Origin of the sequence: Nocardia yamanashiensis (assembly GCF_021183565.1) — a bacterium.
GTDB lineage: Bacteria > Actinomycetota > Actinomycetes > Mycobacteriales > Mycobacteriaceae > Nocardia > Nocardia yamanashiensis.
On record NZ_CP089226.1, the window covers coordinates 6372575 to 6397314 of the forward strand.

Annotated in this window: 19 protein-coding genes and 1 tRNA gene; 4 read left to right on the plus strand and 16 right to left on the minus strand. The window is 68.5% G+C overall.

The annotated features are described in order from the left end of the window. Nucleotides 1-62: 62 nt before the first annotated feature. Together LTV02_RS29475 and LTV02_RS29480 are read left to right on the plus strand one after the other, a co-directional pair. On the plus strand, nucleotides 63-851 hold the full coding sequence (locus LTV02_RS29475) for an SDR family oxidoreductase (RefSeq protein ID WP_233035071.1): 789 nt from the start codon (nucleotides 63-65) through the stop codon (nucleotides 849-851). Nucleotides 852-876: 25 nt separating this feature from the next. Continuing rightward, complete coding sequence (locus tag LTV02_RS29480) at nucleotides 877-1956, plus strand: NAD(P)H-dependent amine dehydrogenase family protein (RefSeq protein ID WP_233035072.1); 1080 nt, start codon at nucleotides 877-879, stop codon at nucleotides 1954-1956. A gap of 86 nt (nucleotides 1957-2042) precedes the next feature. Here the strand turns inward: LTV02_RS29480 and LTV02_RS29485 are convergent, their stop codons facing one another. The 6 genes from LTV02_RS29485 to LTV02_RS29510 all read right to left on the minus strand — a co-directional run bounded on the left by LTV02_RS29485 (nucleotide 2043) and on the right by LTV02_RS29510 (nucleotide 9149). Continuing rightward, nucleotides 2043-3485 (minus strand): PLP-dependent cysteine synthase family protein, encoded by a 1443-nt coding sequence (locus LTV02_RS29485; RefSeq protein WP_233035073.1) that lies wholly within the window; start codon nucleotides 3483-3485, stop codon nucleotides 2043-2045. A 184-nt stretch (nucleotides 3486-3669) separates the two neighbouring features. Continuing rightward, nucleotides 3670-3745, minus strand: a tRNA-Thr gene (locus tag LTV02_RS29490). Between the two features lie 108 nt (nucleotides 3746-3853). Continuing rightward, nucleotides 3854-5068, minus strand: coding sequence for a DNA polymerase III subunit delta' (locus tag LTV02_RS29495; RefSeq protein WP_233035074.1), 1215 nt, complete (start codon nucleotides 5066-5068; stop codon nucleotides 3854-3856). 74 nt (nucleotides 5069-5142) lie between these two features. Beyond that, nucleotides 5143-5646, minus strand: coding sequence for a DinB family protein (locus LTV02_RS29500; RefSeq protein ID WP_233035075.1), 504 nt, complete (start codon nucleotides 5644-5646; stop codon nucleotides 5143-5145). Nucleotides 5647-5771: 125 nt separating this feature from the next. Next, complete coding sequence (topA, locus tag LTV02_RS29505) at nucleotides 5772-8702, minus strand: type I DNA topoisomerase (protein WP_408639272.1); 2931 nt, start codon at nucleotides 8700-8702, stop codon at nucleotides 5772-5774. A gap of 243 nt (nucleotides 8703-8945) precedes the next feature. Next, nucleotides 8946-9149 (minus strand): cold-shock protein, encoded by a 204-nt coding sequence (locus tag LTV02_RS29510; protein WP_029925108.1) that lies wholly within the window; start codon nucleotides 9147-9149, stop codon nucleotides 8946-8948. 434 nt (nucleotides 9150-9583) lie between these two features. Here LTV02_RS29510 and LTV02_RS29515 point away from each other — a divergent pair, with 434 nt between their 5' ends. Further along, nucleotides 9584-11980 (plus strand): DEAD/DEAH box helicase, encoded by a 2397-nt coding sequence (locus LTV02_RS29515; RefSeq protein WP_233035076.1) that lies wholly within the window; start codon nucleotides 9584-9586, stop codon nucleotides 11978-11980. Between the two features lie 347 nt (nucleotides 11981-12327). On the opposite strand, the gene LTV02_RS29520 is transcribed toward LTV02_RS29515, so the two are convergent. From LTV02_RS29520 to ssd, 7 genes are all read right to left on the minus strand, one after another. Next, on the minus strand, nucleotides 12328-12672 hold the full coding sequence (locus tag LTV02_RS29520) for an Rv3654c family TadE-like protein (protein ID WP_233035077.1): 345 nt from the start codon (nucleotides 12670-12672) through the stop codon (nucleotides 12328-12330). A gap of 103 nt (nucleotides 12673-12775) precedes the next feature. Continuing rightward, nucleotides 12776-13153 carry a TadE family type IV pilus minor pilin gene (locus tag LTV02_RS29525; protein ID WP_233035078.1) on the minus strand — a complete coding sequence of 126 codons (378 nt, stop codon included), beginning with the start codon at nucleotides 13151-13153 and terminating at the stop codon, nucleotides 12776-12778. Further along, nucleotides 13150-13359: a DUF4244 domain-containing protein gene (locus LTV02_RS29530; protein ID WP_233035079.1), complete on the minus strand. Its 210-nt coding sequence runs from the start codon at nucleotides 13357-13359 to the stop codon at nucleotides 13150-13152. Before LTV02_RS29530 ends, LTV02_RS29525 begins: the two co-directional genes overlap by 4 nt. A gap of 498 nt (nucleotides 13360-13857) precedes the next feature. Further along, the gene (locus LTV02_RS29535) at nucleotides 13858-14463 is read right to left on the minus strand and encodes a type II secretion system F family protein (RefSeq protein WP_233035080.1); all 606 of its coding nucleotides are present in this window, start codon (nucleotides 14461-14463) and stop codon (nucleotides 13858-13860) included. 864 nt (nucleotides 14464-15327) lie between these two features. Continuing rightward, nucleotides 15328-15996, minus strand: coding sequence for a type II secretion system F family protein (locus tag LTV02_RS29540; protein WP_233035081.1), 669 nt, complete (start codon nucleotides 15994-15996; stop codon nucleotides 15328-15330). Nucleotides 15997-16372: 376 nt separating this feature from the next. Further along, nucleotides 16373-17557: a TadA family conjugal transfer-associated ATPase gene (locus LTV02_RS29545; protein WP_233035082.1), complete on the minus strand. Its 1185-nt coding sequence runs from the start codon at nucleotides 17555-17557 to the stop codon at nucleotides 16373-16375. Nucleotides 17558-18047: 490 nt separating this feature from the next. Continuing rightward, complete coding sequence (ssd, locus tag LTV02_RS29550) at nucleotides 18048-19430, minus strand: septum site-determining protein Ssd (RefSeq protein WP_233035083.1); 1383 nt, start codon at nucleotides 19428-19430, stop codon at nucleotides 18048-18050. A 353-nt stretch (nucleotides 19431-19783) separates the two neighbouring features. On the opposite strand from ssd, the gene LTV02_RS29555 reads away from it, so the two are divergent. After that, nucleotides 19784-20593 carry an HAD family hydrolase gene (locus LTV02_RS29555; protein ID WP_408639427.1) on the plus strand — a complete coding sequence of 270 codons (810 nt, stop codon included), beginning with the start codon at nucleotides 19784-19786 and terminating at the stop codon, nucleotides 20591-20593. A gap of 592 nt (nucleotides 20594-21185) precedes the next feature. Here the strand turns inward: LTV02_RS29555 and LTV02_RS29560 are convergent. From LTV02_RS29560 to LTV02_RS29570, 3 genes are all read right to left on the minus strand, one after another. After that, a complete protein-coding gene (locus LTV02_RS29560; protein WP_067718603.1) occupies nucleotides 21186-21932 on the minus strand; it encodes a Fic family protein in 747 nt (248 codons plus the stop codon). A 177-nt stretch (nucleotides 21933-22109) separates the two neighbouring features. Continuing rightward, entirely contained in the window at nucleotides 22110-23783 is a 1674-nt protein-coding gene (locus tag LTV02_RS29565) for a dipeptide ABC transporter ATP-binding protein (RefSeq protein ID WP_233035085.1), read from the minus strand. Next, nucleotides 23780-24739, minus strand: coding sequence for an ABC transporter permease (locus LTV02_RS29570; protein ID WP_408639428.1), 960 nt, complete (start codon nucleotides 24737-24739; stop codon nucleotides 23780-23782). Before LTV02_RS29570 ends, LTV02_RS29565 begins: the two co-directional genes overlap by 4 nt. Nucleotide 24740: the final 1 nt, after the last annotated feature.

Sequence of the window (24740 nt, forward strand, 5' to 3'; positions counted from 1 at the left end):
TGCTCTTAAAGACTGCATGTGACCGCCATCACGAGCGGGCAGCTCTCCGAAGGACTTTCGCCATGATCCTGGACACCTTCCGACTCGACGGCCGGGCCGCCGTCGTCACCGGCGCGGGCCGCGGCATCGGCGCCGCCACCGCGCTCGCCCTCGCCGAAGCCGGCGCCGACGTCGCCATCGCGGCCCGCACCACCGATCAGCTCGAAGAAGTCGCGGGCAAGATCCGCGCGCTGGGCCGGCGCGCGGCCACCGTCACCGCCGACCTGTCCGACCTGTCCGCGGTGAAAGCCTTCGCCGATACCGCCGCAGCGGAGCTCGGCCGCCTCGACATCGTGGTCAACAATGTCGGCGGGACCATGCCCAACACCTTCATGACCAGCACCCCGGAGTTCCTCGAGGACGCCTTCCGGTTCAACGTCTCCACCGCCCACGCGCTCACCCAGGCCGCCGTCCCGCACCTGTTGCAGGCCGGCGGCGGGTCGGTGGTCAGCATCAGCTCGATGATGGGGCGCACGTCCGGGCGCGGGTTCCTCGCCTACGGCACCGCCAAGGCCGCGCTCGCGCATTGGACCCGGATGGCGGCCACCGATCTGTCGCCGAAGATCCGGGTCAATGCCATCGCGGTCGGGTCGGTGCTCACCTCGGCGCTGGATGTCGTTGCGCAGCAACCGGAAATCAAAGCCGCCATGGAATCGGTGACGCCGTTGAAGCGGCTCGGTGAGCCCTGGGAGATCGCGGCGGCCATCGTGTACCTGAGTTCCCGTGCGGGTGGTTACATCACCGGCAAGGTCCTCGAAGTGGACGGCGGCATCGAGCGGCCCAATCTCGAACTTCCCATTCCCGATCTGTGATCTGTTGCGACACTGAGGATTTGCCATGACATATCGTGTAATCCAATGGAGCACAGGCAATGTCGGTGCCCGAGCGCTGCGCTCCATCATCGCCCGGCCCGAGCTCGAACTCGTCGGCGTCTGGGTGTCCAGCGACGCCAAAGCCGGTAAGGACGCGGGCGAACTCGCGGGCCTGGACCTCGAAACCGGCGTCAAGGCCAGTACCGATGCCGACGCGTTGATCGCCCTGCGGCCCGACTGCATCCTGCACACCGCCATGGCCGACGACCGGCTCATGGAATCGGTCGAGGACCTGAAGCGATTCCTGCGCGCGGGCATCAATGTGGTGTCCAGCAGCCCGGTCTTCCTGCAATTCCCCTACGGCGTGCTGCCCGACGAAGCCATCGCGCCGATCGTGGCGGCGGCCGAGGAGGGCGGGGCGTCGCTGTGGGTCAACGGCATCGACCCCGGCTGGGCCAACGACTGGCTGCCGCTCCTGCTGAGCAGCGGCTCCGAGCGGATCGACCGCATCATCTGCTCGGAGATCATGGACTACTCCACCTACGACAACCCCAAGGTCGTCTTCGACATCATGGGCTTCGGCAGCGAACTCGACGCCCTGCCCATGCTGCTGCAACCCGGCGTCCTCACCCTGGCCTGGGGCAGCGTCATCCGTCAGCTCGCCGCGGCGCTGGATGTCGAACTCGACACCGTCACACAGCATTTCGAACGACTGCCCGCGACCGACAAGATCGTCATCGGCGATCGCACCATCGCCCCCGGCACCGCCGCTGCCCTGCGCTTCCAAGTGCACGGTGTGCGCGACGGCCGCGAGGTCCTCACCCTCGAACACGTCACCCGCCTGCACCCCGATCTCGCGCCGGAATGGCCGCAGCCGACCGGAAAGGGTTGCTACCGAGTGGAAATCCAGGGCGACCCGGACTATCAGCTCGACCTGCAGCTCTACAGCAACGGCGACCATGCCCTGGCCGGCGTGGTCGGCACCGCCGCCCGGCTGGTCAGCGCCATTCCCGCCGTGGTCGAGGCCCGCCCGGGCCTGTTGACCGCGGTCGATCTGCCCCTCACTACCGGCCGAGGTCTGTTCTCGAAGCCACCGGTGGCCTGAACCGGGCTCCGCTCCGCCGTTCCGAAAGCCGGCGGAGCGGAGCTTCAAGCCGAGGGCCGCCGTGCCCGAATCCCTTGCGGCGCAGGCTATCCGGTCGAGACTTCCACTGCCCGAGCTGACTCCGAGTCGCCGCGCACCGCGGCTCGCAGGGCGGCGGCATCGACGATCGCGATGGCCCGGCCCTCGTGCACGATTACGATCGGCCCGTGGTGCTCGACCAGCCGCGCAACCGCTCCGCGTGCCGATTCGGTGAGGCCCGCCAAGGGCAGCGGCTCGTCCGCGTAAGCCGTCACCGGCGCCGTGTCAGTCGCACCGGCGAGATCGGAGGCGGCCACGGAACCGATGATCTCGGAGACCACCGCCGGGCCGGATGTGTTGCGCTGCAACATGATCGGCAAGATGCCGTCGTCGCCGAGCAGCTGCCGCGCCTCGGCGACCGTGGCCGCGGAGCCCACCGCCGCGGCTTCGGCGGACCGGTCCAGGTAGCTGAACACCTCGCCGACGGTGCGATCGGTGGCCGGGGTGGCGAGCGGGAAGCCGAGCGTGCCCAGCCATTCGTCGTTGTAGTACTTGGACAGATAGGCGCGTCCCGAATCCGGCGCGATCACCACCACCACATCGTCCGGCCCCAGTTCCCGCGCCACCCGCAGCGCCGCCGCGATCGCCGTCCCCGACGACCCGCCGAGCAGCAGCCCTTCCTCCCGGGCGAGCCGATGCAGCAACCCGATCGCCTCCACGTCGGGAATGCGCTCGATACGGTCAACCACCTCGGGGTGGTACGCCTCCGGCCACAGATCCTCGGCGGTCTCCGGATGCCGGAAGTGCCCGACCGCCTCCACGTACCAGATCCGCCCGTCACCCCCGCCGTACACGGACGTCTCCGGATCGGCCCCGATCACCCGCACCGCGCCGCCGGAAGCCTCCTTCAGGAATTCCCCCGCCCCGGTGATCGTCCCGCCGGTGCCCACGCCCGCCACGAAATGCGTTACCCGCCCGCCGGTTTGCGCCCAGATCTCCGGCCCGGTGGTCGCCCGATGCGCCGCGGTATTGGCCGGATTGTCGTACTGCCCCGCGAACCAGGCCCCCGGGATCTCCTCCACCAATCGCAAAGCGACACTGCGCAAATGCTCCGGATGCCCCACCGGCCGCAGCCCCGGCGTCTCCCGCACCTCCGCCCCGTACGCCCGCAGCACCGCCTTCTTCTCCTGGCTCACCCGATCCGGCACCACCACGATCGTGCGATATCCCCGAGCCGCCGCCAGCGCCGCCAACCCCAGCCCCGTATTCCCCGACGTGGCCTCGACCACCGTCCCACCCGGCCGCAATTCTCCCGCCGCCTCGGCCGCCCGCAACATCCCCAATGCGGCCCGATCCTTCACGCTCCCACCGGGATTCAGATACTCCAACTTCACGTACACGGCCGCCGACACCCCCGCGGTCACCCGATTCAACCGCACCACCGGCGTATGCCCGACCGCCTCGGCGAACGACTCGTACGCCCTCGCCCCGAATTCCACACCGACAGTCACGCCACACCCCTGTCCTCCACTGCACCCCGGCGAACCCCGGACCAGCTCAGATTCCCAGAAACCCACCCCACCCGAACATCTTTCGCCTCACCCCGAACACAACTCGCCGCCGACCGCTACCCGTGGACCGCGAAAACAGAACACCCCACCTGTCTGCGAATGCGCAGGCAGATGGGGTGTTCAGTGGAGCCGCCTGGGGGAATCGAACCCCCGACCTTTTCATTACGAGTGAAGCGCTCTACCGACTGAGCTAAGGCGGCGTGCCTTCCGGCGCTGCGAGTCTATCGTCTCGCGGCCGGATCACGAAAACGGGTGGTCGGGCTCACGCAGCCCCCGGTCGGTCGCGGGGCAGGCGATGAAGCACGACGTCAGGAAGAGCGGGCCGCGATGAGGGTGGCGGCCATGGCGGCGACGGCGAAGCGGGGCTTGACGTTCGTTTCCAGGGCGTCGCGGCAGTCGAGGACCGCTTGGATGGAGCGGAGCAGGCCTTCGGGGCGGACGTCGGTGGCGAGTTCGCGGATCTGGTCGGCCATATCGGGGTGGGTGAGGGTGACCCCGGATTTGGCGTCGGCGGTGGCGGCGCCGAAGCGGACGGCCAGGGCGTCGCGGTAGAGGCCCGCGACGTCGATGAGAGCGCGGTCGAGGGCGTCGCGTCCGGTGCGGGTGGCGCGTGACTTCTGGCGTTTCTCCAGGTCTTTGAGGGCTCCGGCCGAACCGCGGGTGGCCCCGGCGGTGCCTTTGCCGGTGCCGCCGGCGCCGAGGGCGGTCGCGAGTTCGTCGCGTTCCTTCTCATCGCGTTCGGCGCTCATCTGCTTGGCCTCGTCGTCGGCCGATTTCACCAGTGCGTCGGCCGCGGCGTAGGCGGCCGCGGGGCGGGCGGTGGCCGTGACCAGGGCCAGTGCACGTTTGCGCCGGGAGCGGGCCTCCTCGTCGGTGGCCAGGCGGCGCGCCCGACCGACGTGCCCGCCGCTGACCGCGGCCGCCCAGTTCGCGACCTGCTCGGAGAGGCCGTCGCGTTCCCGCAGCACCTGCGCGATGGACGCAACCGACGGCGTGGCCAGATGCACGTGGCGGCAGCGCGAGCGCAGGGTGATCGAAATGTCCTCGGGGTCGACCGAGGGCGCGCAGAGCAGGAAGACCGTGCGCTCGGGCGGTTCTTCGACCACCTTGAGCAGTACGTTTCCGGCGGCTTCGGTCAAGCGGTCGGCGTCCTCGACGACGACCACCTGCCAGCGCCCGGTGCTCGGCCGCCGCGAAGCGACCTGCACGATCTCGCGCATCTCCTTGGTGCCGATGCTCAAACCCTCCGGCACCACCCGGCGCACGTCACCGTGGGTGCCGGCCATGGTGGTGGTGCAGGCGTGGCATTTTCCGCACCCGGGCGTACCCGGGTCCGTGCACTGCAGAGCCGCCGCGAAGCACAGCGCCGCCACCGATCGCCCCGATCCGGGCGGCCCGGTGAACAACCACGAATGCGTCATTGCCGACGAGGACCCCGCGCCATCGCGCGCGGCCACCGCGGCAGCGGTCAGTTCGGACTCGACCGCACCTTGGCCGACCAGCCGATCGAAGACACCCGCCACGTCGTACACCCTAGCCGCCCGCACCGACAGCCCGGCTCAGCCCATCCGCATACCGCGTGGGCCGGACGACCGGTTCAGGCGCGCTGGTAGGTGGTGTTCGCGCCGTCGAGGGATTCGCGAATGATGTCGGCGTGCCCGGAGTGGTGCGAGATCTCACGCAGGATGTGCAGCAGGATGAAACGCGCTGTCCACCACATCCGTTCGGGCGACCAGGGCGCGGTCGGGATGGGAATGGATTCGTCGAGGCTGTCCAGCCCGCGGATGAGTTCGGTGGTCCGCGCGATCACCGTGTCCCATTCGGCCAGCAGCCCTTCCAGGGTCTCGTCCGGTCCCATCCGGTATTCGGTGTCCATTCCGGACACATCGAATTGGGCGTTCTCGTCTCGATCGACGATGACCTGCGTCCAATGCCGTTCGGTATTGATGACGTGGTGCAGCAGTCCGCCCAGGGTCAGCTCGCTGACGGTGCTGCGCTGCCGGGCCTGATCGTCATCCAGCCCACGCAGGGTGATGCGGAAGATCTCGCGCTGTTCGGCGAGCAGGTCGATCAGATCCTCACGGCTCCGGTCCACTGTCATCGAATTTCCTTCCGCTGATGCGTGTTCCGGAGTACACGCTACGGCAGCGGACCGACGGAGAAAAGCCACTTCAGACCGATTGGTACGGTCCGAAGTGACCCCAATTCTCCGGGCATCGCCCCAGTTCAGGACTTGGCGGCCGCCGTCTTGGCCGCGGTCTTCTTGGCGGCCACCTTCTTCGCGGCGGCCTTCTTGGTCGTGACCCCATCGGCGGTCTTGGCGGCGGCCTTCTTCGCGGCCGCCTTCTTGACCACCGTCTTGGCCACGGCCTTCTTGGCCGGCGCCTTCTTCGCGGTCTTCTTGGCCGCCTTCTTCACCGGCCCGCGCGCCCGCCGATCCGCCAGCAGCTCCGAGGCCCGCGCATCGGTGATCGACTCCACCTCGTCGCCCTTGCGCAGGCTGGCATTGGTCTCGCCGTCGGTGACGTACGGCCCGAACCGGCCATCCTTGATCACCATCGGCTTCTCCGACACCGGATCCACACCCAGCTCACGCAGCGGCGCGGCACTGGCCGCCTGCCCGCCGCGACGCTTGGGCTCGGCGTAGATCTTCAGCGCCTCCTCGAGGGTCACCGAGAAGATCTGATCCTCGCCGGCCAGCGACCGGGAATCCGTGCCCTTCTTCAGATACGGCCCGTACCGGCCGTTCTGCGCGGTGATTTCGTCACCCGAAGTCGGATCCACGCCCACCACACGCGGCAGCGACAGCAGCTTCAGCGCATCGTCGAGCGTGATCGAGGCCAGGTCCATCGACTTGAACAGCGAGCCGGTGCGCGGCTTGGGCGCGGTCGCCTTCTTGGCCGACTTCTTCGCCTCCGGCTCCTCGGCCGGCTCGGGCAGGATCTCGGTCACGTACGGACCGAAACGCCCTTCCTTGGCGACGATTTCGTGCCCCGACACCGGATCCACGCCCAGCGAGCGACCTTCCTGCGGCGTCGAGAACAGCTTCTCGGCCACCTCCGGGGTCAGCTCGTCCGGCGGCAGATCGTCGGGCAGGTTCGCCCGCTGCGAGACCGGATCCCCTTGCGGGTCATCGGGATTGGCGATCATGCGCTCCAGGTACGGCCCGAACTTGCCGACCCGGACCACCACATCGCGGCCCTCTTCATCGCTGAACAGCTTGATGGAGTTGACTTCTCGCGCATCGATCCCGTCGAGATTGTCACCCACCATGCGCTTCAGGCCGCCCGAGCGCGCCACCGAACCCTCGGCGCCGTGCTCGCCGCCGAAGTAGAAGCTGGACAACCAGTTTCCGCGCTGCTCGCGGCCACCGGCGATGGCGTCGAGATCGTCTTCCATGGCCGCGGTGAAGTCGAAGTCCACCAGCCGCCCGAAGTGCGCCTCCAGCAGCCCGACCACCGCGAACGCCACCCACGACGGCACCAGCGCGCTACCGCGCTTGTACACGTATCCGCGATCGAGAATGGTCTTGATGATCGAGGCGTAGGTGGACGGACGGCCGATGCCGAGCTCTTCCAGCGCTTTGATCAGCGAGGCTTCCGTGAACCGCGCGGGCGGATTGGTGGTGTGCCCGTCGGGCAGCAGCTCGATGGCCGTCACGCCCTGGCCCTCGCTCAGCGCGGGCAGGCGCGATTCGGCGTCGTCGGACTGGCCGCCCGCCTCCTCGTCCACGCTCTCCACATAGGCCTTCAGGAAGCCCGCGAAGGTGATGGTCCGGCCGGAGGTCGAAAAGACGCATTCCTCACCGGTATTCGCGACGCCGGTGACCCGCACGGTCATGGTGGTGCCGCGCGCATCGGCCATCTGCGAGGCCACGGTGCGCTGCCAGATCAGTTCGTACAGGCGGAATTCGTCATTGTCGACCCGCGAGTGCACCTGGCCGGGCGTCATGAAGGTGTCGCCCGAGGGACGAATCGCCTCGTGCGCTTCCTGCGCGTTCTTGACCTTGCGGGTGTACTGCCGCGGCGTCGGGCTCACGTACTCCGCGCCGTACAGCTGCGTTGCCTGCGCCCGCGCCGCCTGAATCGCGGTGTCCGACAAGGTGGTCGAGTCGGTACGCATATAGGTGATGTAGCCGTTTTCGTACAGCCGCTGCGCCACCCGCATGGTGCGCTCGGAGGTGAAGCGCAGTTTCCGCGCCGCCTCCTGCTGCAGGGTCGAGGTCATGAACGGCGCGTACGGTTTCCGGGTGTACGGCTTGGACTCGACCGAGGTGACCGCGAGGTCCACCCCGTGCAGCGATTCCGACAGCCGCTGCGCGTAGCCGGCGTCCAGCACCACGACACCCGAGGACTTCAGCTGACCATCGGCCCCGAAATCCCGGCCGCTCGCCACCCGCGCGCCGTCGACCGCCACCAGGCGCGCCCCGAAAACGCTCGGATTCCCGCCCTCCTGGGCGCCGGCGTCCAGCTTGGCCGCGATATCCCAGTACTCGGCGGACCGGAACGCCATGCGCTCGCGCTCGCGCTGCACGATGACGCGCGTCGCCACCGACTGCACGCGGCCCGCCGACAGCCGCGGCATGACCTTCTTCCACAGCACCGGCGAGACTTCGTAACCGTAGAGCCGGTCCAGGATGCGCCGCGTCTCCTGCGCGTCGACCAAATCCTTGTCGAGTTCGCGCGTGTCGGCCGCCGCGGCCTGGATGGCCGACTCGGTGATCTCGTGGAACACCATGCGCCGGACCGGCACCTTGGGCTTCAGCGTCTCCAGCAGATGCCACGCGATGGCCTCGCCCTCGCGGTCGGGGTCGGTGGCGAGGTAGAGCTCGTCGGCGTCGGCGAGCAAGCTCTTGAGCTCACTGACCTTGGCCTTCTTATCCGGGCTCACCACATAGATGGCTTCGAAATCGTTATCGACATCGACGCCCAGGCGCGCCCACTGCTGTCCTTTGTATTTGGCCGGCACGTCCGCCGCACCACGCGGCAGGTCCCGGATATGCCCCACCGAGGCCTCCACGGTGTACCCGCGGCCCAGGTAGGGCGCGATCTTGCGGGCCTTCGTCGGCGACTCGACGATGACGAGACGACGCAGGGGACGGCCCTGGTCGGGCGCTGCCTGGGAGTTCGGCGCTGCACCGCGGTCTCGTGTTGCCACCGGCGAACACACCTTTCGTCTCGATCCGCGGGGCGCGGCGGGCGCGCGATACGCGGCTTGGGGCAAGCGGCTGCGACTACATATATCGCTGCCAGCAACGTTTATACCGTGTTGAAGAGCTGCACTCGCTGTGCAGCGACGATGTCGCCCCGGGTCGTGATCGAGTGTAATGGGTCCGGATATGGGTCGTCCCCCACCGCCTGGGAGGCGATGGGGGACGGATACCTGTGGGTAGGCCCGCTATCAGAGCGCGCGAACACCAGTGGCCTGCGGGCCCTTGGTGCCCTGGCCGACCTCGAACTCGACCTTCTGGTTCTCCTCGAGAGTGCGGAAGCCCGAACCCTGGATCTCGGAGTAGTGGACGAAGACGTCAGCGGACCCGTCCTCGGGCGCGATGAAGCCGAACCCCTTCTCCGCGTTGAACCACTTCACAGTTCCCTGTGCCATTCTGTTCCTTCTCTTTCCATACCGGAACGGCGGACAAGTAGGTTCATCCACCGGGTCCGTTCCGACCGCTGTACTCTGTTCCCCCTGCAGGAAAGCACCCAGTACACCGTTCGCAACATCGATCCTGCTGATGGTTTGGACTTTGGATCCGTCCCTCGAACACAGAAGCTTGCGACCAGGACCCACTTAACCATGTCTCCGCTCAATTCAACAGCCGAGTTACCCACAATTTGCAAAAAAGTTGATCTTGCGAATGCGCAGGTGAGGGGCACAATGCCCAAATCCGTACTTGAAGTAGGTTTGCTTCCCGATAACAGAGCGAGCATCCGGCAAACTGGGTGTGAGGCGGGTCGCTACTCGGTAGTGAAATGGCAGGTAGAGCGTCGGACGTACACACCGTTCGCAGCGCGCGGGCGTGTCGCGGCAACGGTTCGATGAAAGGAACCGAGCCGACAAGCCCGGACGGCCACGGAAGCGAAACGAGCTACGGTCAATCGTTGCTGAATCGTGTCCTAAATGGCTTCGGAAACGGTGACCCCCGCCTCACCCATATAGCTGAGCTACCGGCGCGCGCCGCCCAGGTCACGAATTGGCCCGAATGGATATCGCCCGAGGTCATCAGCGCAGTTCAGAGCGTCGGCGTCGAGCGGCCGTGGAGCCATCAGAGCGCGGCGGCGGACCTGGCTTACCGCGGGCGACACGTCGTGGTGTCCACCGGAACGGCATCCGGCAAGTCGCTGGCCTATCAATTACCGGTACTCACCACACTGCAACAAGATCCCCGGGCAACCGCGCTGTACCTCTCGCCGACCAAGGCGCTGGGGGCCGATCAATTGCGCATGGCCTGCGAGCTGACCGGGGCGGATGCGCTGCGCGGTATTCAACCGGCGTCCTACGACGGCGATACCCCGGCCGAGATCCGGCAATGGGTACGCGCCAATGCCCGCTGGGTTTTCACCAATCCCGACATGCTGCATCTGGGCGTCCTGCAATCGCATCAGCGGTGGGCGCGGCTGTTCCGGCAATTGAAGTACGTGGTGGTCGACGAATGTCATACCTACCGGGGCGTATTCGGTTCGCACGTGGCGCTGGTGCTGCGCCGGTTGCGGCGGATCGCGCAGCGGTACGGGGCCGATCCGGTCTTCGTGCTGTGCTCGGCGACCACGGCGGAACCGGCCGACACCGCCTCGCGGCTGATCGGCGCGCCGTGTGCGGCGGTCACCGAGGACGGGTCGCCGCAGGGGTCACGGACGGTCGGACTATGGGAGCCACCACTCATCGGGGCGGGCGTGACCGGGGAAAACGGTGCGGCGCTCCGGCGTTCGGCCGGGGCCGAAGCCGCGCAGGTGATGGCGGAACTGGTGGCCGAAGGAGCGCGGACGCTGACCTTCGTACGGTCCCGGCGCGGGGCCGAACTCATCGCGATGGACACCCGGCGCCTGCTCGCCGATGTGGACGCCACGCTGCCGAAACGGGTCGCGGCGTATCGGGCCGGATATCTCGCGGAGGACCGGCGGGCGCTGGAAACGGCCCTGTCGGAAGGGTCTTTGTTGGGCGCGGCCACCACGAACGCACTGGAACTGGGCGTGGACATCGCCGGGCTGGATGCCGTGGTGGTGGCCGGATATCCGGGGACGGTGGCCTCGTTCTGGCAACAGGCCGGGCGGGCCGGGCGGCGCACGCAAGGGTCGTTGGTGCTGCTCATCGCCCGTGACGACCCGCTGGACACGTATTTGGTGCACCACCCCGAAGCGCTGCTCGGGCGGCCGCTGGAAGCCAGCATCACCGACCCGCACAACCCGTACGTGCTGGCGCCGCATCTGCTCTGCGCGGCCATGGAACAGCCGCTCACCGATGCCGAAGTGCACGGGTTCGAAGCCTGGGAACTGCTCACCGACCTGGCCGAACAGGGGTTGATCCGGCGGCGGGACGGGGTGGCGCGGGACGGCGGGGCACGCTGGTTCGTGACCGCCGAATCACATCCGCACGATGCCGTGGACGTGCGCGGCGGGATCGGCTCGGCGGTCGCCGTGGTGGACGGCGAGACCGGGCGGATGCTCGGCACTACCGATGCCGGGCGCGCGCCCGCCACCCTGCACGTGGGGGCCGTGCACCTGCATCAGGGCGAGAGTTTCGTGGTCGACGCACTGGACCTGGAGGAAGGCGTGGCGCTCGTGCACGCCGAGACGCCGGGCTGGACCACCAGCGCGCGGGCGGTCACCACCATCGAGCTCGGCGAAGTCACCGACCATCGCGTATACGGGCCGGTCACAACCGCATTCGCGCACGTGCTGGTGACCCGGCAGGTGATCGGCTACCTGCGCCGGCTGCCCAGCGGCGAGGTGCTGGACATGGTGTCGCTCGACCTGCCGCCGCAGACGCTGCCGACCCGGGCCGTGCTCTATACGGTCACGCCCGACCTGCTGGAACGCGCCGGGATCGACGCCAAGCGGGCGGCCGGGGCGCTGCATGCCGCCGAACACGCCGCCATCGGCATGTTGCCGCTGGTCGCGACCTGCGATCGGTGGGATATCGGCGGCGTGTCGACTGCGGCACATCCCGATACCGGGCTGCCCACGGTGTTCGTCTATGACGGGCATCCGGGCGGGGCCGGGTTCGCCGAGCGGGGCTTCGGGCGGCTGCGGCACTGGCTGGGGGCGACCCTGGCGGCCATCGAATCGTGCGTCTGCGCGGGTGGGTGCCCGTCCTGCGTACAGTCGCCGAAGTGCGGAAACGGCAATAATCCGCTGGACAAGGCGGGGGCGGTGCGGCTGCTGGCCGCGGTGCTGGCCGAACTCGGGCTCGATGACGAGGACGCCGTCGAACCGTGACCTGACCGGGGCTGAGCCGAGATCGGACCGCCATCAGGCCGTCCGGTCTGTGCGAGTCAACTGGGTGGTATCGGACACGGTCCGAGAGGCCCGGCCCGAGTCCCGCACGGCGTGGCCCATAGCCGAATAAAAAGGGATGTGATCCTGTTAACTGGGGGGTTGCTCCGTTCGATAATGTCGCTGGTGCATTTACCTGTGCATTCTTTCCTAACCGTCTTACGGAGCGAATGCGAAAGTGATCGATACCCAATCCATTCGACTCGCACTTTCATCGAATTTCGACATTGATCACCCCGGCGTGTGGGCCACGCCATCGCATTTCTAACCAACCGCTCGGTACGAGATTGTTACCTTTGTTCGCGCAACTCCCAATCCACCGGTCCCGCGCGAGCGACGCCGTACACCACTCGCACGCCGAGTGGTCCGAGTGACACTCGCGCTTCCGTAGTGACCGTCACATCCCAATCCGCGGGCACGCACTCGATCAATCGCCCGCCCATCCGCCGCACGATGTCCGAGGCCTTCGCGCATCCGGCGGACCCGCCGCCGGCCAATCCGCCCGCCGCGGCCAGCGCACCCAGATCCGCCGCGGCCTGCATCCGGTGCCGGGCGACGACGGCCACCCCGATCTGCGCCATCGACACCGTGACCGCGAGCACGGCCAGCAGTGCCAGACACGTGGTAATCGTCACGCCCCCGGTATCGGAACCGAACCTCGCACCGTGACGAGCCCGGAGTGTCGCCGCCCAGCGCGCGCCGCCGGCCTCGAGCCGCGCCGGCCCCACGCCAGCGCGCCTATCCACCCCGCTCCCTCGACTCGTCACCGCTCACCCCCGGCTCCCGAGCCGCCACAGCTTCCGCCCGCAAGGTGATCGGCAGCATCGGCGCGGAAACACTGACCGTGGCGACCACCAGTTCACCGTCCGCCCGCACCCCAACGGTCGCCCCGGGCGGCGCCACCCGCTTCGCGATCACCACCGCCCGCTCGGTTTCCCCGCGCGCCGTCAATCGCGCCGCCTCCCGAGCGGCATCGACACAACGCACCTGTGCCGATGCCGTCAACAACGCGCCGACACACAACACCAGCACCGTGACAAGAGCGGCAAGCGCGATCGCCCCCTCCACGGTCGCCAGCCCGGCCTCGTCCTCCAGCCCGCGCCCAGCCGCCCTCACCCCACCGAAGTCTTCAACGCCTTGTCGATGATCTTGGTCAAGGCATTGACGATGCTGTCCCCGGTCACCACCGCGTACAACACGGCCCCGAACGCCGCCGCCGCAATAGTCCCGATCGCATACTCCGCCGTACTCATCCCCTCCTCCCCCACCGCCGCCTCCACCAGCCGCACCCGCAGCCACCACCCCAACTCCCGCACAGTCATCCCCACACTCATCCTTTCTCTCGGTCCAACGCGGCAGTCCCGCGCCAGCACAGCCATTCCGCCGGCCGCCCCGCCTCGCAATCCGGCGCAGCAGTCCCCCACAAACACAGTCGTTCCGACACGCACCCCCTCTCGGAGAACGGCACAGCTCTTCCACACGGGCACAGTCGTTCCATCGAGCAACCGCTCTCGTGGTCCGGCGCAGCCGTCCCGCACATACACAGTCGCTCCGATGAAGGGCCCCTCCCGCAGTCCGACACAGCCGTCCCGCACATACACAGTCGCTCCGATGAACGGCCCCTCCCGCAGCCCGGCACAGCCGTCCCGCGCGGACACAGCCGTACCGACGGGCGACCCTTCTTGTGGACCGGCGCAGCCGTCCCGCGCCCGCACCGACGTTCACTCGAATTCGCCCACCACTGACCGGCAGTCGTTGCCTGGCAGCGTGTTCCGTCGTCGCGAGGCTGGCCGATCGCCGCCTTTCCGTTTCGTCGCCGGTCACAGCAGGCCTCCGCCCAATACACGGCCCGCGAGCCCGATCACCACCGGCACGATGCCCAGGCATACGAAGGCCGGTAGGAAGCACAGGCCCAGGGGACCGGCTACCAGTACCCCGGCTCGTTCCGCGCGCGCCGCTGCGGCGTCCTCGGCCTCGGCGCGCTTCCGTTCGGCCAATTCGGTTACCGCGGTGGCCAATCCGGCTCCGGAGCGAGCGGACCGTCGCGCCATTCGGGCCAGCGCGGCCGCTGTCTCATCCGCACGCCCGGCCGCCGCCTGCTCCCATGCCGCCACGGGATCGGCTCCCAGGGACAGCAGATCCGCCGCCCGCCGTAGTACCGACCGCAGTGGTTCCGGAGCCGCCGGGGCTACTGCGGCGGCAGCGGTCGCTGTCGGCAGACCGGCTCTCAGACAGGCCGCGAACAGATCGAGCGCACCGGCGCCGGCCAGCGGATCGTGGGCCGGTCGCGCGGATCGCCCACTCGCCCCGGGCTTCCGCCTCGGCGTTTGCCGCAGTCTCCGTAACCGCCGTACTGCCCCGTCCCGTCCGGGGAGGAGCAGCAGAGCGAGCGCGCAGCACAGTGCCGATATCGAAAGGGCGTTCATGGCAACGCCTTTGTGCGCTGATGAGCCACGCTCGACAGGTCCACGGCACCGACGACGCGGGTACACGCGGTCGGGGTCATCGCCGGCCGCCGTTCCAGAGGATGGCAGCAGCCCACACGAGCGATCCGAGCGGTGCCGCACTCGGCATCGGCAGTCCGATCAGTTCGTCGCTCCGCAACCAGAGGTCACGGCCGTCGGTCGCGCAGTACTGCCCACCGGCACCGGATGCGCCGGACACCGCTGCACTCCCAGACATTCGCCTCCGAACACGACCACCAGTCGGCGGGGCACCAGCAGCCCGACCGGAATGATGAGACGAGCCGTCTGGACACCTCAGGTGCGTCTTCACCGAATTGCCTTGCCCTGACACCGAACAGCGGCCTGCCATGCCTGCGGACCGCCGGCATCCGGCCCCGCAGCACCCGGAATCTCCGCCCCGCGACTTCGCCGCCGCCAGTTCGAGCACTGCACAACCTGCGGCCGAGCATGAGCGGCCAAGGTGTCGCCCTGTTTCCGGATCCAGCCGGGCCTTACGTACTTCATCTTCAATTCCTTTCCAGGAGGGAGGTCCACCATGCGGACGTTGTCGGCCAACGGCTTCGGCAGTGGGCTTAGCCGCAGTTCCAGCACGGCCACCACGCCGTTCCGGCCGACCGAGCCGATCGAGCGTGCAAGCAGGCCGAGCCGGTCGAGTGGGACGCGTCGGCCAAGCCGGTCGAGCGAGCCGACCGGGACGCGCGAGGCGAGCGGGATAAGCCGGTCGAGCTGACCGAGCGGGACAAGCCGGTCGAGCTGACCGAGCGGGACAGACCAGTCGACCGCGGCGAGTTGGTCGAGCGGGACGAGCGGGGCGAGCTGGTGGCGTTATCGCAGGACTCGTTCGGTGATCGCGTCGGTCCAGAGGAGGCCGACGCAGGTGAGGGCGGTGCCCAGGGGGAGCAGGAAGGCGCCCGCTGGGCTGGCGAACAGGATGTTCAGCGGTGCTGCTCCCATCAGCTGGCCCAGGGCGATTCCGATGAGCGGGAGCAGGGCCAGGACTGCTGCGGTTGCGCGGGCGCCGGCTAGCGCGGCGCGGGTGCGATCGCGAAAGCGGCGGCGGCCCAATAGGTCCAGGCGGGCTGCGGCTAGCAGTTCGGCGAGGGCCAGCCCGTGGTCCTCCGCGACTCGCCAGGCTTCGGCGATTCGCGACAGTTCCTGTGCCACCGCGGCTTCGGATTGGCGTAGGCCGTCCGCGCCGGAGCCACCCAGCCGGCTCCGCGCGGCGCTCACCGCGAAAGCGTGCGCCACTTCGCCTTCCGTTTCCCGCGCCGCGATCGCGGCGGCCGCACTCGGATGTGCGCCGATACGCAGCTCGCCGATCACCGCCTCCAGACCTTCGAGCAGCTGCGCGCAACCCTCGGTCCGGCCGCGCTCCCGGACGCCTCTTCGACGCCGCAGACCGAAGGTTCCTGCCAAGGAGATCGCCGCGAGCATCGGGCCGACGCCGAGAACGATCACCGCGACCGGTGCGAGGAACGCCGACAGCTGAATCACCCGGCCAATCCGGCGCTTTCGTGACCGCACCGGGGCACGGAACATCGCATCGAAACGTCGCCGCGCGGCGGGAGCAGGCAGTGCTACCAGCGCGACTGCGATGCAACCCAACGCCGCGGGGAATGGTGCGATCCCCACCATCACGTACCGCCTTTGCCACCCAAGTTGTCCTCGGGAGACCACCCGCGGTGACCGTCGGGCATCGAGCTCCGATGGCCGAACCGCCAACGTCGAGGTAGCCCCGGCGGCTGCGACGGGCGCCACCAATACGGCTTGCCCCGACGGAGATCCGGATGTTTCCGGCCACGCGCGGTGTCCGGCACAGCGAGATCCGGCAACCAGCGGGAGCGGTCGGAGCGGGAGGGGTTCTGGCTTGTCATCGGTCGGTCCTTTCGGCGATCAGGCGGTGCAGGGTGGGAGCGGCGGGGGCGGGCTGGCCGCGGGCGGACCAGGCGGGGGTGATGCGGACCTGGGTTTCGGTGGGGGTGACCAGGCCGATTTCGCGGAGGGTGCGGGTACCGTCGGGGTCGCGATGGACGTGAAGCACCACTTGGATGGCGGCGGCCAATTGGCTGTGGAGGGCGGCGCGGGACATGCCGCCCAGGGCTGCGAGGGCTTCGAGGCGGGCCGGGACCTCGCGTGGGGAGTTGGCGTGGACCGTGCCGGCGCCGCCGTCGTGACCGGTGTTGAGGGCGGTCAGCAGGTCGACGACCTCGGGGCCGCGAACCTCGCCTACTACGAGACGGTCGGGGCGCATTCGGAGGGCTTGGCGGACCAGGTCGCGGACCGTAACCTCGCCTGCGCCTTCGACATTGGCGGGCCGGGCGACCAGGCGGACCACGTGGGGGTGGGGTGGGGCGAGTTCGGCGGCGTCCTCTACACAGATGATGCGTTCAGCGGGATCAACCTTGGCGAGAAGTCCGGACAGCAGGGTAGTTTTTCCCGCGCCCGTTCCACCGATGACGAGGAACGCGAGACGGGCTCGGATGATGTTCTCCAGCAGCGCTTTCGCTTCGGGAAGCACCGCGCCTGCCGCAGCCAAAGCGTCCAAACCCTGTGCAGCTGGTCGTAATACGCGCAGGGACAGGCAGGTTCCGCCGTGGGCTATAGGTGAGAGCACCGCATGCAATCGCACGCCGAACGAATTACCCAGGGCCGCTTCGGTTCCTGACAAACGTCCGTCCACCCACGGTTGCGCGTCGTCGAGGCGCCTTCCCGCCGAGAGGGCGAGACGCTGTGCGAGCCTGCGCACGGCGGCTTCGTCTGGAAACCGCACCGTGGTGCGCCGGAGCCCGCGCCCGCGATCCACCCAGACCGCATCGGGCGCGGTGACCAGCACGTCCGCGACCTCCGGATCGTGCAGGAGGGGCTCCAGCACCCCCGCCCCGGTCATCTCGGTCTGCAAGAGCCGCAGGGCGCGCAGCAGATCCGTATCGCCGAGCATGCCGCCGGCCTCGGCGCGAAGCGCCGCCGCGACTCGCGCCGGATCCACCTCACCCGCGCCCTCCGCGAGCCGATCCCGTACGCGATCCAAGAGCTCGGCGTTCACCAGAGCACTCATCATGCGCGCCTAGGGCCGAAGCACCCTGCCGCCGAGCCGGTCCGGCACTCGCCCGGAGCACTCACCCGCGACTCCCACGTGGCCTCGGCACGCGACTCCCCCACCGCATCGCTGCGCGGGTCTGCCGCCGCAGCGTTGCACGACTCTCCAACCTCGCCGCTGCGCGGGTCTGCCACCGCATCACTGCGGGACTCTCCCACCGCAGCGTTGCGGGGCTCTCCCACCACACCGTTGCGTAATTCCGCGGCTGCGTCGGTTCGAGACTCAGCGGGCATATCAGACTGCGCCGGCGCCGCCGGGCAAGTCCGTGCAACAGCCGCTGTGGCGGTTCGTGCCATTGCCACCATGTCAGTTCGGGACTCACCTGTGAGATCGATGCGGGAGCCCATCCCGGTGCCGGATCGGGATGCGGGTTCCGCCGCGAGCGGCGGTACACCCGGCGTTTTTGCCGAATTGCGTTGCGGGTCGGACTTTTTAGTGAGTGAGACGGTCATCGGAGTGCCTCCGCGATGGGGGTGTTGGATGTAATGGGGCCGGTGTGGGCGGGGGTGCATGTGGACGTGGGCGGTCTGCGGCGCGGAGTCGAGCGGCGCATGGCGGGCGCTCGACGAGGTGTGGCGGGGAGTGGGAGGGCTTCGAGGATGGCGGCGGCAGCGGTTCGGAGGGGGCCGCGGCGGTTGACGGTGAGGCCGGTGCGTTCGAGGCGCTCGGGGAGACCGGGCTGGGGTGGGACGGCGGCCAGGAGAGGGAGGGCGAGGGTGGTCGCTATGTCGGAGCCGCGCAGGCCGCCGGGGGCGGGACCGCGAACTATGAGGGCTGCGTTGGGGTTTCGGGTGAGCAGGTAGTCGCGGACGGATTCGGCGGCGACTATCGCGCGAAGGCGGGCGGGGGTGATCAGGACGGTGAGGTCTGCGGCTTCCAGGATCACGTCGGCGTGTGGGGCGCGTTCGGTGGAGAGGTCGCAGACCACGAGATCGCCTGCCGAGCGGCCTGCTTCGATTACGGCGGCTACGCCGGCCGGAGAGAGTCCCGCGTTCACGGAGGGTTGCTCATTCGGGGACTGGGATGCGGATTGCCCAAGTGGGACTTCGTGTTTCCCGGTGGTTCCGCAGAAAGCCCGGGGTGTGGCGGCCTTGAGAGGATGGCTCGATGTGGAGGCGATCGAGGGCGGCTGGACGGTCTCAGCCATGAACGCTGACGCAGTTGCGTCGAATCCTGTTGGCGTCCCGCCTCTTCCGCAGGAAAGTACGGACACCCCCGAGATGGTGGGGAGGGCCTGGTGGAGGGCGACGGCGGAGATGCGGCCGTTTTCGATAGCGAGGTCGGGCCAGCGCAAGCCCGGGTTTTGTTCGATGCCGAGAAGTAGGTCGAGACCGCCGCCGTAAGGGGCGGCGTCGATGAGAAGAGTGCGGTCGCGGTAGTGGGTGGCGGCCGTGAGGGCGACGGCGGCGGCAAGGGTGGATGCGCCGGCTCCGCCGCAGGCCCCGGCTATGGCGACTACCGCGCCTCGGGTGTGAGAGCGCTGGTGGTGGGTGGTGAAGGCGGTGATGAGGGTGTCCGATTCGGCGGGCAGGCGCAGCACCTGTTCGGCGCCGACGGCGGTGGCGGTCTGCCAGTCGAGCAAACTCGGTTCCTCGGCGGTTACCAGGACGATTCCGGGTCGGCGGGGGTGTCCGGCGGCTACGCAGTTACGTGCGGAGGGGGCGTCGAGGATGATCACCGGCGCGGCCGTCCAGGGGTGGCGGCCCGGCAGAGCGGGACGTTCGTCGAGGGGCTGGTCGGCCGCGGCGGCGATGCGCCGGATCTCTTCGCGCAACGGAATCGCGGTGAGAAGGACCAGAGCCGGAGCGCCGGCGGCGGGGTGGTTGTCCATGCAGGTCAGCGTCGCGCCGAAAGGCGAGCGATAACAGCGGCCGATCGGCGAGTGTGGATAACACGCGAGGTGTGGACAAGTTGAAATTCGGCGATGGGAACAACCGAACTGTCCGGAAATAGAGGACGGCCCCAGCCGGGGGGGGAGGAGGCTGGGGCCGTCGGGTTCAGCCCCGGGGGGTCGGGCTGAACGCGCCTGGACCATGTCCAGGTAACGGCAATACTACACCCATGACCCGCCAGGTTTGCAAGTCCGCCCGGCGAGTCTTTTTCCCGCCGACACCCTTCGGCTTCCGCCTGGCTAACTCGGGCAAAAGCTACCGAGACGCACATCTGTCATCCGCGAAACATATTCTGGACCACGTGACAGCCGAGCGCGGACGAGTCGCCGCCTTCTTCGATCTCGACAAAACGGTGATCGCCAGGTCGAGCGCCTTCGTGTTCAGTAAGCCTTTCCTGGACCAAGGCCTGCTCAGCAGGCGTGCGGTCCTGGAAAGCAGCTACGCGCACTTCCTGTTTCTGCTCTCCGGCGCGGACCACGACCAGATGGAGCGCATGCGCGAGCACCTCACCAAGATGTGCGCGGGCTGGGACGTGGGGCAAGTGCGCTCGATCGTCGCCGAGACGCTGCACGACATCGTCGATCCGCTGATTTACGCCGAGGCGGCGGATCTCATTGCCGACCACCGGATTCGGGGCCACGACGTGATCATCGTGTCGGCTTCGGGCGAGGAAGTCGTGGCGCCGATCGCGGCGGCGCTGGGCGCCGATCATTTCGCCGCCACCCGCATGGTGATCGAAAACAACAGGTACGCGGGCGAAGTCGAGTTCTACTGCTACGGCGAGGGCAAAGTCGAAGCGATGAAAAGGCTTTCGGCGCAATACGGTTACGACCTGGCGCGCTGTTATGCGTACTCCGATTCCGTGACCGATCTGCCGATGTTGAACGCGGTCGGGCATGCCACCGCGGTGAATCCGGACCGCGGGCTGCGGCGCGAGGCGCAGGCGCACGGGTGGCCGATTCTCACCTTCTCCAATCCGGTATCGCTGTGGGCGCGGCTGCCCGCGCCGACCACCACGACCGTCGCGGCGAGCGTGGCGGTGGGGTTGGGGGCGGTGGCGGCGGGGGCGCTCAGCTACCGATTGCTCCGCCGGCGGCGTTAATGCGCCATTGCGCGAAACGCCATACGCAAAATTGCGAGACACGCCGGATATTTGAAAGTTTCCCCAGCTCTTGATGTGACGGCGGTCACGGGGTAACAATGGAGGCACGGAAGGACGGAAGGCCAAGACCGGACCGGAAGAGAAGGTCCGACCTCCCATCCCACCCTTCCCAGCACGGACACCAGGCACCCACGCGGAGCACGCCGCGACAAGGGCACGAGTGTTGTGGGCCTGCGTTATCCGGGATTTCGAGGGCGAGGGCCTCGCACGATGCGGGGATGAACCAGCGGATTCCGGAGAGCTCGCCGAGGCCGGAACACAACCCGATGAGCACGCTTGGTAACCAGGTAGTCCGTGCTAGCGGGCGGTGAGGTCGCAATTTCGCGACAACGCCGCCCGCTTTGATGTGTGTAAGCCCAACTCTCGGGACTCTCAGGGGCTTCGCCCCCCGAACCCCCTTACGATTCTCGGGGCTCCGCCCCGTGCCCCCTCACGATTCTCGGGCTCCGCCCCGTACCCCGAATCGCGTTCCGACGCGAATTGATGCCCGCCGGAATTCCGATGGGCCGTAAGGGTTCTTGACCGATTCGGATCAGTTGACGGCGGAGTCGGCGATGGAGCGGGCTTCTCGGGCGCCGTCTTCGAGGGCCCCGCAGGTGAACAGGACCCAGCCGCCTACGCCTTCGGGGGTGCCCATGCCGAAGGAGGCGGCGGCGTCGAGGTAGGGCTGGTGGCGGCGCAGGTAGAAGACTTCCGGAACGCCGAGGCTGTGGGGGTCGAGGCCGGTGGAGACGGCTACCAGGCGGGACGCGGCGCGGGCGACAATGCCGTCGGCGGTGCCGAAAGGCTTGAGGGAGAGCAGTTCTCCGTGCACGACGGCGGCGATTACCGGGGCGGGGGCCTTGGTGGTGGTGATGGTCTGGGTGAGGAGGTCCAGGCGTTCGGCCACGCCGGGGACATTGCGGGGGCGGCCCAGGAGGTCCTTGTCCTCGACGAGGTCGGCGGCGGCGAGCAGGTGGAGGCGGGCCAGGGCCTGCAGGGGGGCGCGCTGCCAAACGGCCACCAGGTTGGTGAGGGCTTCGCCGTCGAGGGCCTGGCCGACGCGCAGGGCGCCGGCGAGGATCGGGTCTTCGACATTGCCGTCGGCGGGGAGGTCGATGGTGCCGCCCTCGATGGCCGCCGAGGAGCGGGCCGCGCGGACCGCCGCTTCCGCCGCGGTGGTGGGCCAGCCGCGCCGGTTCGCCCGATGGCGATGCACTTCGGCGAGGGCGTCGCGGGCCTTGTCGGCGGCTTCGCGGACGCCGGGCAGATCGACGAGAGGCTGGAGCGGATCGGTCACCCCACAGAGGCTAGCTGTCCCGCCTCTCCGGGACTTCAGCGCGCGGCTCGGGGGACGTGAACAGTGGCGTATGCGAGCCTGCGGTCGGGTGCCGACACCATTTTGGGCGTACCCGGGGAGTTACCCCGAGCGGCGTGAGATCAGTTGTCACTTTTCGATACGAGTCCTATGGGGCTGTCAGCTCACCAACAGGTCGCGGCCGGGGATGGCGTCCAGGAGGCGGCGGGTGTAGTCGGATTGCGGGTTGTCGAAGACTTCGGTGGTGGTGGCGGCCTCGACGACGCGGCCCTGCTGCATGACGACCACGTTGTCGGCGATCTGTCGGACCACGGCGAGGTCGTGGGTGATGAACAGGTAGGAGAGGCCTAGTTCGGCTTGGAGCTCGTTGAGGAGTTGCAGGATCTGGGCTTGGACGAGGACGTCGAGGGCGGAGACGGCTTCGTCGCAGACAACGAGGTCGGGTTCCAGGGCGAGGGCGCGGGCGATGGCCACGCGCTGGCGCTGGCCGCCGGACAGTTCGCCGGGGTAGCGGTCTGCGACGGAGGTGGGGAGGGCGACGAGTTCCAGGAGTTCGCGGACACGGGCATCACGTTCGGCGCGGGTGCCGATGCCGTGCGTGCGCAACGGTTCCACGATGGTGCGATGGATCGAGTACGACGGATCCAGTGAGCCGTACGGGTTCTGGAAGATCGGCTGGACGCGGCGCCGGAAAGCCAGGGGCGCCCGTTCAGCCATATCGGCGACATCGCGGCCGTCGAAAGTGACCGCGCCCGAGGTGGGCGGCACCAGGCCGAGCACCATTTGGGCCACGGTGGTCTTGCCGGAACCCGATTCACCTACCAGCGCGGTGGTGGTCCCCCGGCGCAGGCGGAAGGAAACCTGATCGGCGGCAACGAGTTCGGTGTGCTTCCAGGGCACCGAGCCGCGAATGCGGTAGCGCTTGGTGAGCGCGTCGGCAACCAGGATGTCATCGGGTTGCGCGCCTTCGGTTTCCGCGGCGGCGACGTCTTCGGCGAGTTCCCGGATCTTGGCGCGGGTGCGGACGGCCGAGAGCCGCTGCGAGGCGATGGACGGGGCGGAGTCGACCAGCCGGCGGGTGTACTCGTGTTGCGGATCGCGCAGGATCGCCAGTGCCGGACCGGATTCCACCACCCGCCCGCGATACATGACGACCAGATGTTCGGCCCGTTCGGCCGCCAGCCCCAGATCGTGGGTGATGAGCAGGACCGCGGTGCCGAGTTCCTTCGTCAGCCCGTCGATATGGTCGAGGATCTGCCGCTGCACGGTGACATCGAGCGCGGAAGTGGGTTCGTCGGCGATCAGCAGTTTCGGCCGCGCCGACAAGCCGATGGCGATCAGCGCACGCTGCCGCATACCGCCCGAGTATTCGTGCGGGTACTGGTTCACCCGCTGTTCCGCGTCGGCGATCCCGGCTTCGGCCAGCAGTTCGACGGCACGCTGCCGGGCGGCCCGGCCGCGCGCAATGCCGTTGGCAGCCAGGGTTTCCGCGATCTGGAAGCCGACCTTCCACACCGGGTCCAGATTGGACATCGGATCCTGCGGCACGAACCCGATGCCGTTGCCGCGCACCGCCACCAGCTCGGCGGCCGACGCGGCGGCGAGATCCTTGCCGTCGAAGAGAATCTGCCCGGATTCCACCCGTCCGGTGCCGGGCAGCAGCCCGATCACCGCGTGCGCGGTGGTGGACTTCCCGGACCCCGACTCCCCCACGATGGCCACGGTCTGCCCCGGATACACCGTCAGATCGACGCCGCGCACGGCTTCGACCCGCCGGTCCCCGGAGCCGAAAGACACCCGCAGATCCCGGATTTCGAGCAGTGGCGCAGTCATCGCCGCTCCTTCGGATCGAGGGCGTCGCGCAGCGCATCGCCGAGCATGATGAAGCCGAGTACGGTCAGCGCCAGCGCGGTCGCCGGATAGAACAGGATGAGCGAGCCGGCCCGTAACTGCCGTTGGCCGGCCGCGATATCCGCGCCCCAGGACACTTCGGTGGGCGGCAGGCCGACGCCGAGGAACGACAGGGTGGCCTCGGTGACGATGAAGACGCCCAGCCAGATGGTGGTCACCACGATCACCGGACCGAGCGCATTGGGAAGGATGTGCCGCAGCAGAATGCGAAACCTGCTGACGCCCAAGGCTTGTGCGGCCAGCACATAGTCGCTGCCCTTGGCCGAGAGCACCGAGCCGCGGGCGATGCGCGCCACCTGCGGCCAGGTGAAGGCGGCCAGAATCGCGATCACCACCCAGATGGTGCGATGCCCGGCCAGCTGCATGAGCACGATGGCGGCCAGCATGAGCGGGATCGCGAACACGATCTCGGCGATTCGCGAGATCACCGAATCCAGCGGTCCCCCATAGAATCCCGCCAGCGCCCCGAGGGTCCCGCCGACCAGCAGGAACAGCAGTGTCGCCCCGATGCCGGTGAGCACCGACGCCCGCGCCCCGTAGATGGTGCGCGCGTAGATATCGCACCCTTGCAGGTCGTAGCCGAACCAGTGGTCCCGGCTGGGCCCGACCAGGCTGTAGTCGACCACGCAGTACCGCGGATCCTGTCCGGTGAACAGGCCCGGGAATGCCGCGACCAGCACCACCAGCGCGATGATCGCCACCGCCACCAGGAAGAGCGGTTTGCGCCGCAGCTGCCGCCACGCCGACCCCCAGAAGCCGGCGGGGGCGCCGTGCACCTCGACCTTGTCGGTGGTGACCACCTCCACCTCGTCGGGCGGCGCCACCCAGCGCTGCTGCCCGGGCCGCGGATCACCCTGTGGCGCATCCTTTTCCAGCATC

What these genes read in the sequence shown, in the direction of transcription:
- LTV02_RS29570 (WP_408639428.1), bottom strand. Translation starts at nt 24,739, where the DNA reads ATGCTGGAAAAGGATGCGCCACAGGGTGATCCGCGGCCCGGGCAGCAG.
- LTV02_RS29510 (WP_029925108.1), bottom strand. Translation starts at nt 9,149, where the DNA reads ATGGCACAGGGAACTGTGAAGTGGTTCAACGCGGAGAAGGGGTTCGGC.
- LTV02_RS29500 (WP_233035075.1), bottom strand. Translation starts at nt 5,646, where the DNA reads ATGACAGTGGACCGGAGCCGTGAGGATCTGATCGACCTGCTCGCCGAA.
- LTV02_RS29545 (WP_233035082.1), bottom strand. Translation starts at nt 17,557, where the DNA reads ATGAGTGCTCTGGTGAACGCCGAGCTCTTGGATCGCGTACGGGATCGG.
- LTV02_RS29515 (WP_233035076.1), top strand. Translation starts at nt 9,584, where the DNA reads ATGAAAGGAACCGAGCCGACAAGCCCGGACGGCCACGGAAGCGAAACG.
- LTV02_RS29565 (WP_233035085.1), bottom strand. Translation starts at nt 23,783, where the DNA reads ATGACTGCGCCACTGCTCGAAATCCGGGATCTGCGGGTGTCTTTCGGC.
- LTV02_RS29530 (WP_233035079.1), bottom strand. Translation starts at nt 13,359, where the DNA reads ATGACTGTGCGGGAGTTGGGGTGGTGGCTGCGGGTGCGGCTGGTGGAG.
- ssd (WP_233035083.1), bottom strand. Translation starts at nt 19,430, where the DNA reads ATGGACAACCACCCCGCCGCCGGCGCTCCGGCTCTGGTCCTTCTCACC.
- LTV02_RS29535 (WP_233035080.1), bottom strand. Translation starts at nt 14,463, where the DNA reads ATGAACGCCCTTTCGATATCGGCACTGTGCTGCGCGCTCGCTCTGCTG.
- LTV02_RS29475 (WP_233035071.1), top strand. Translation starts at nt 63, where the DNA reads ATGATCCTGGACACCTTCCGACTCGACGGCCGGGCCGCCGTCGTCACC.
- LTV02_RS29480 (WP_233035072.1), top strand. Translation starts at nt 877, where the DNA reads ATGACATATCGTGTAATCCAATGGAGCACAGGCAATGTCGGTGCCCGA.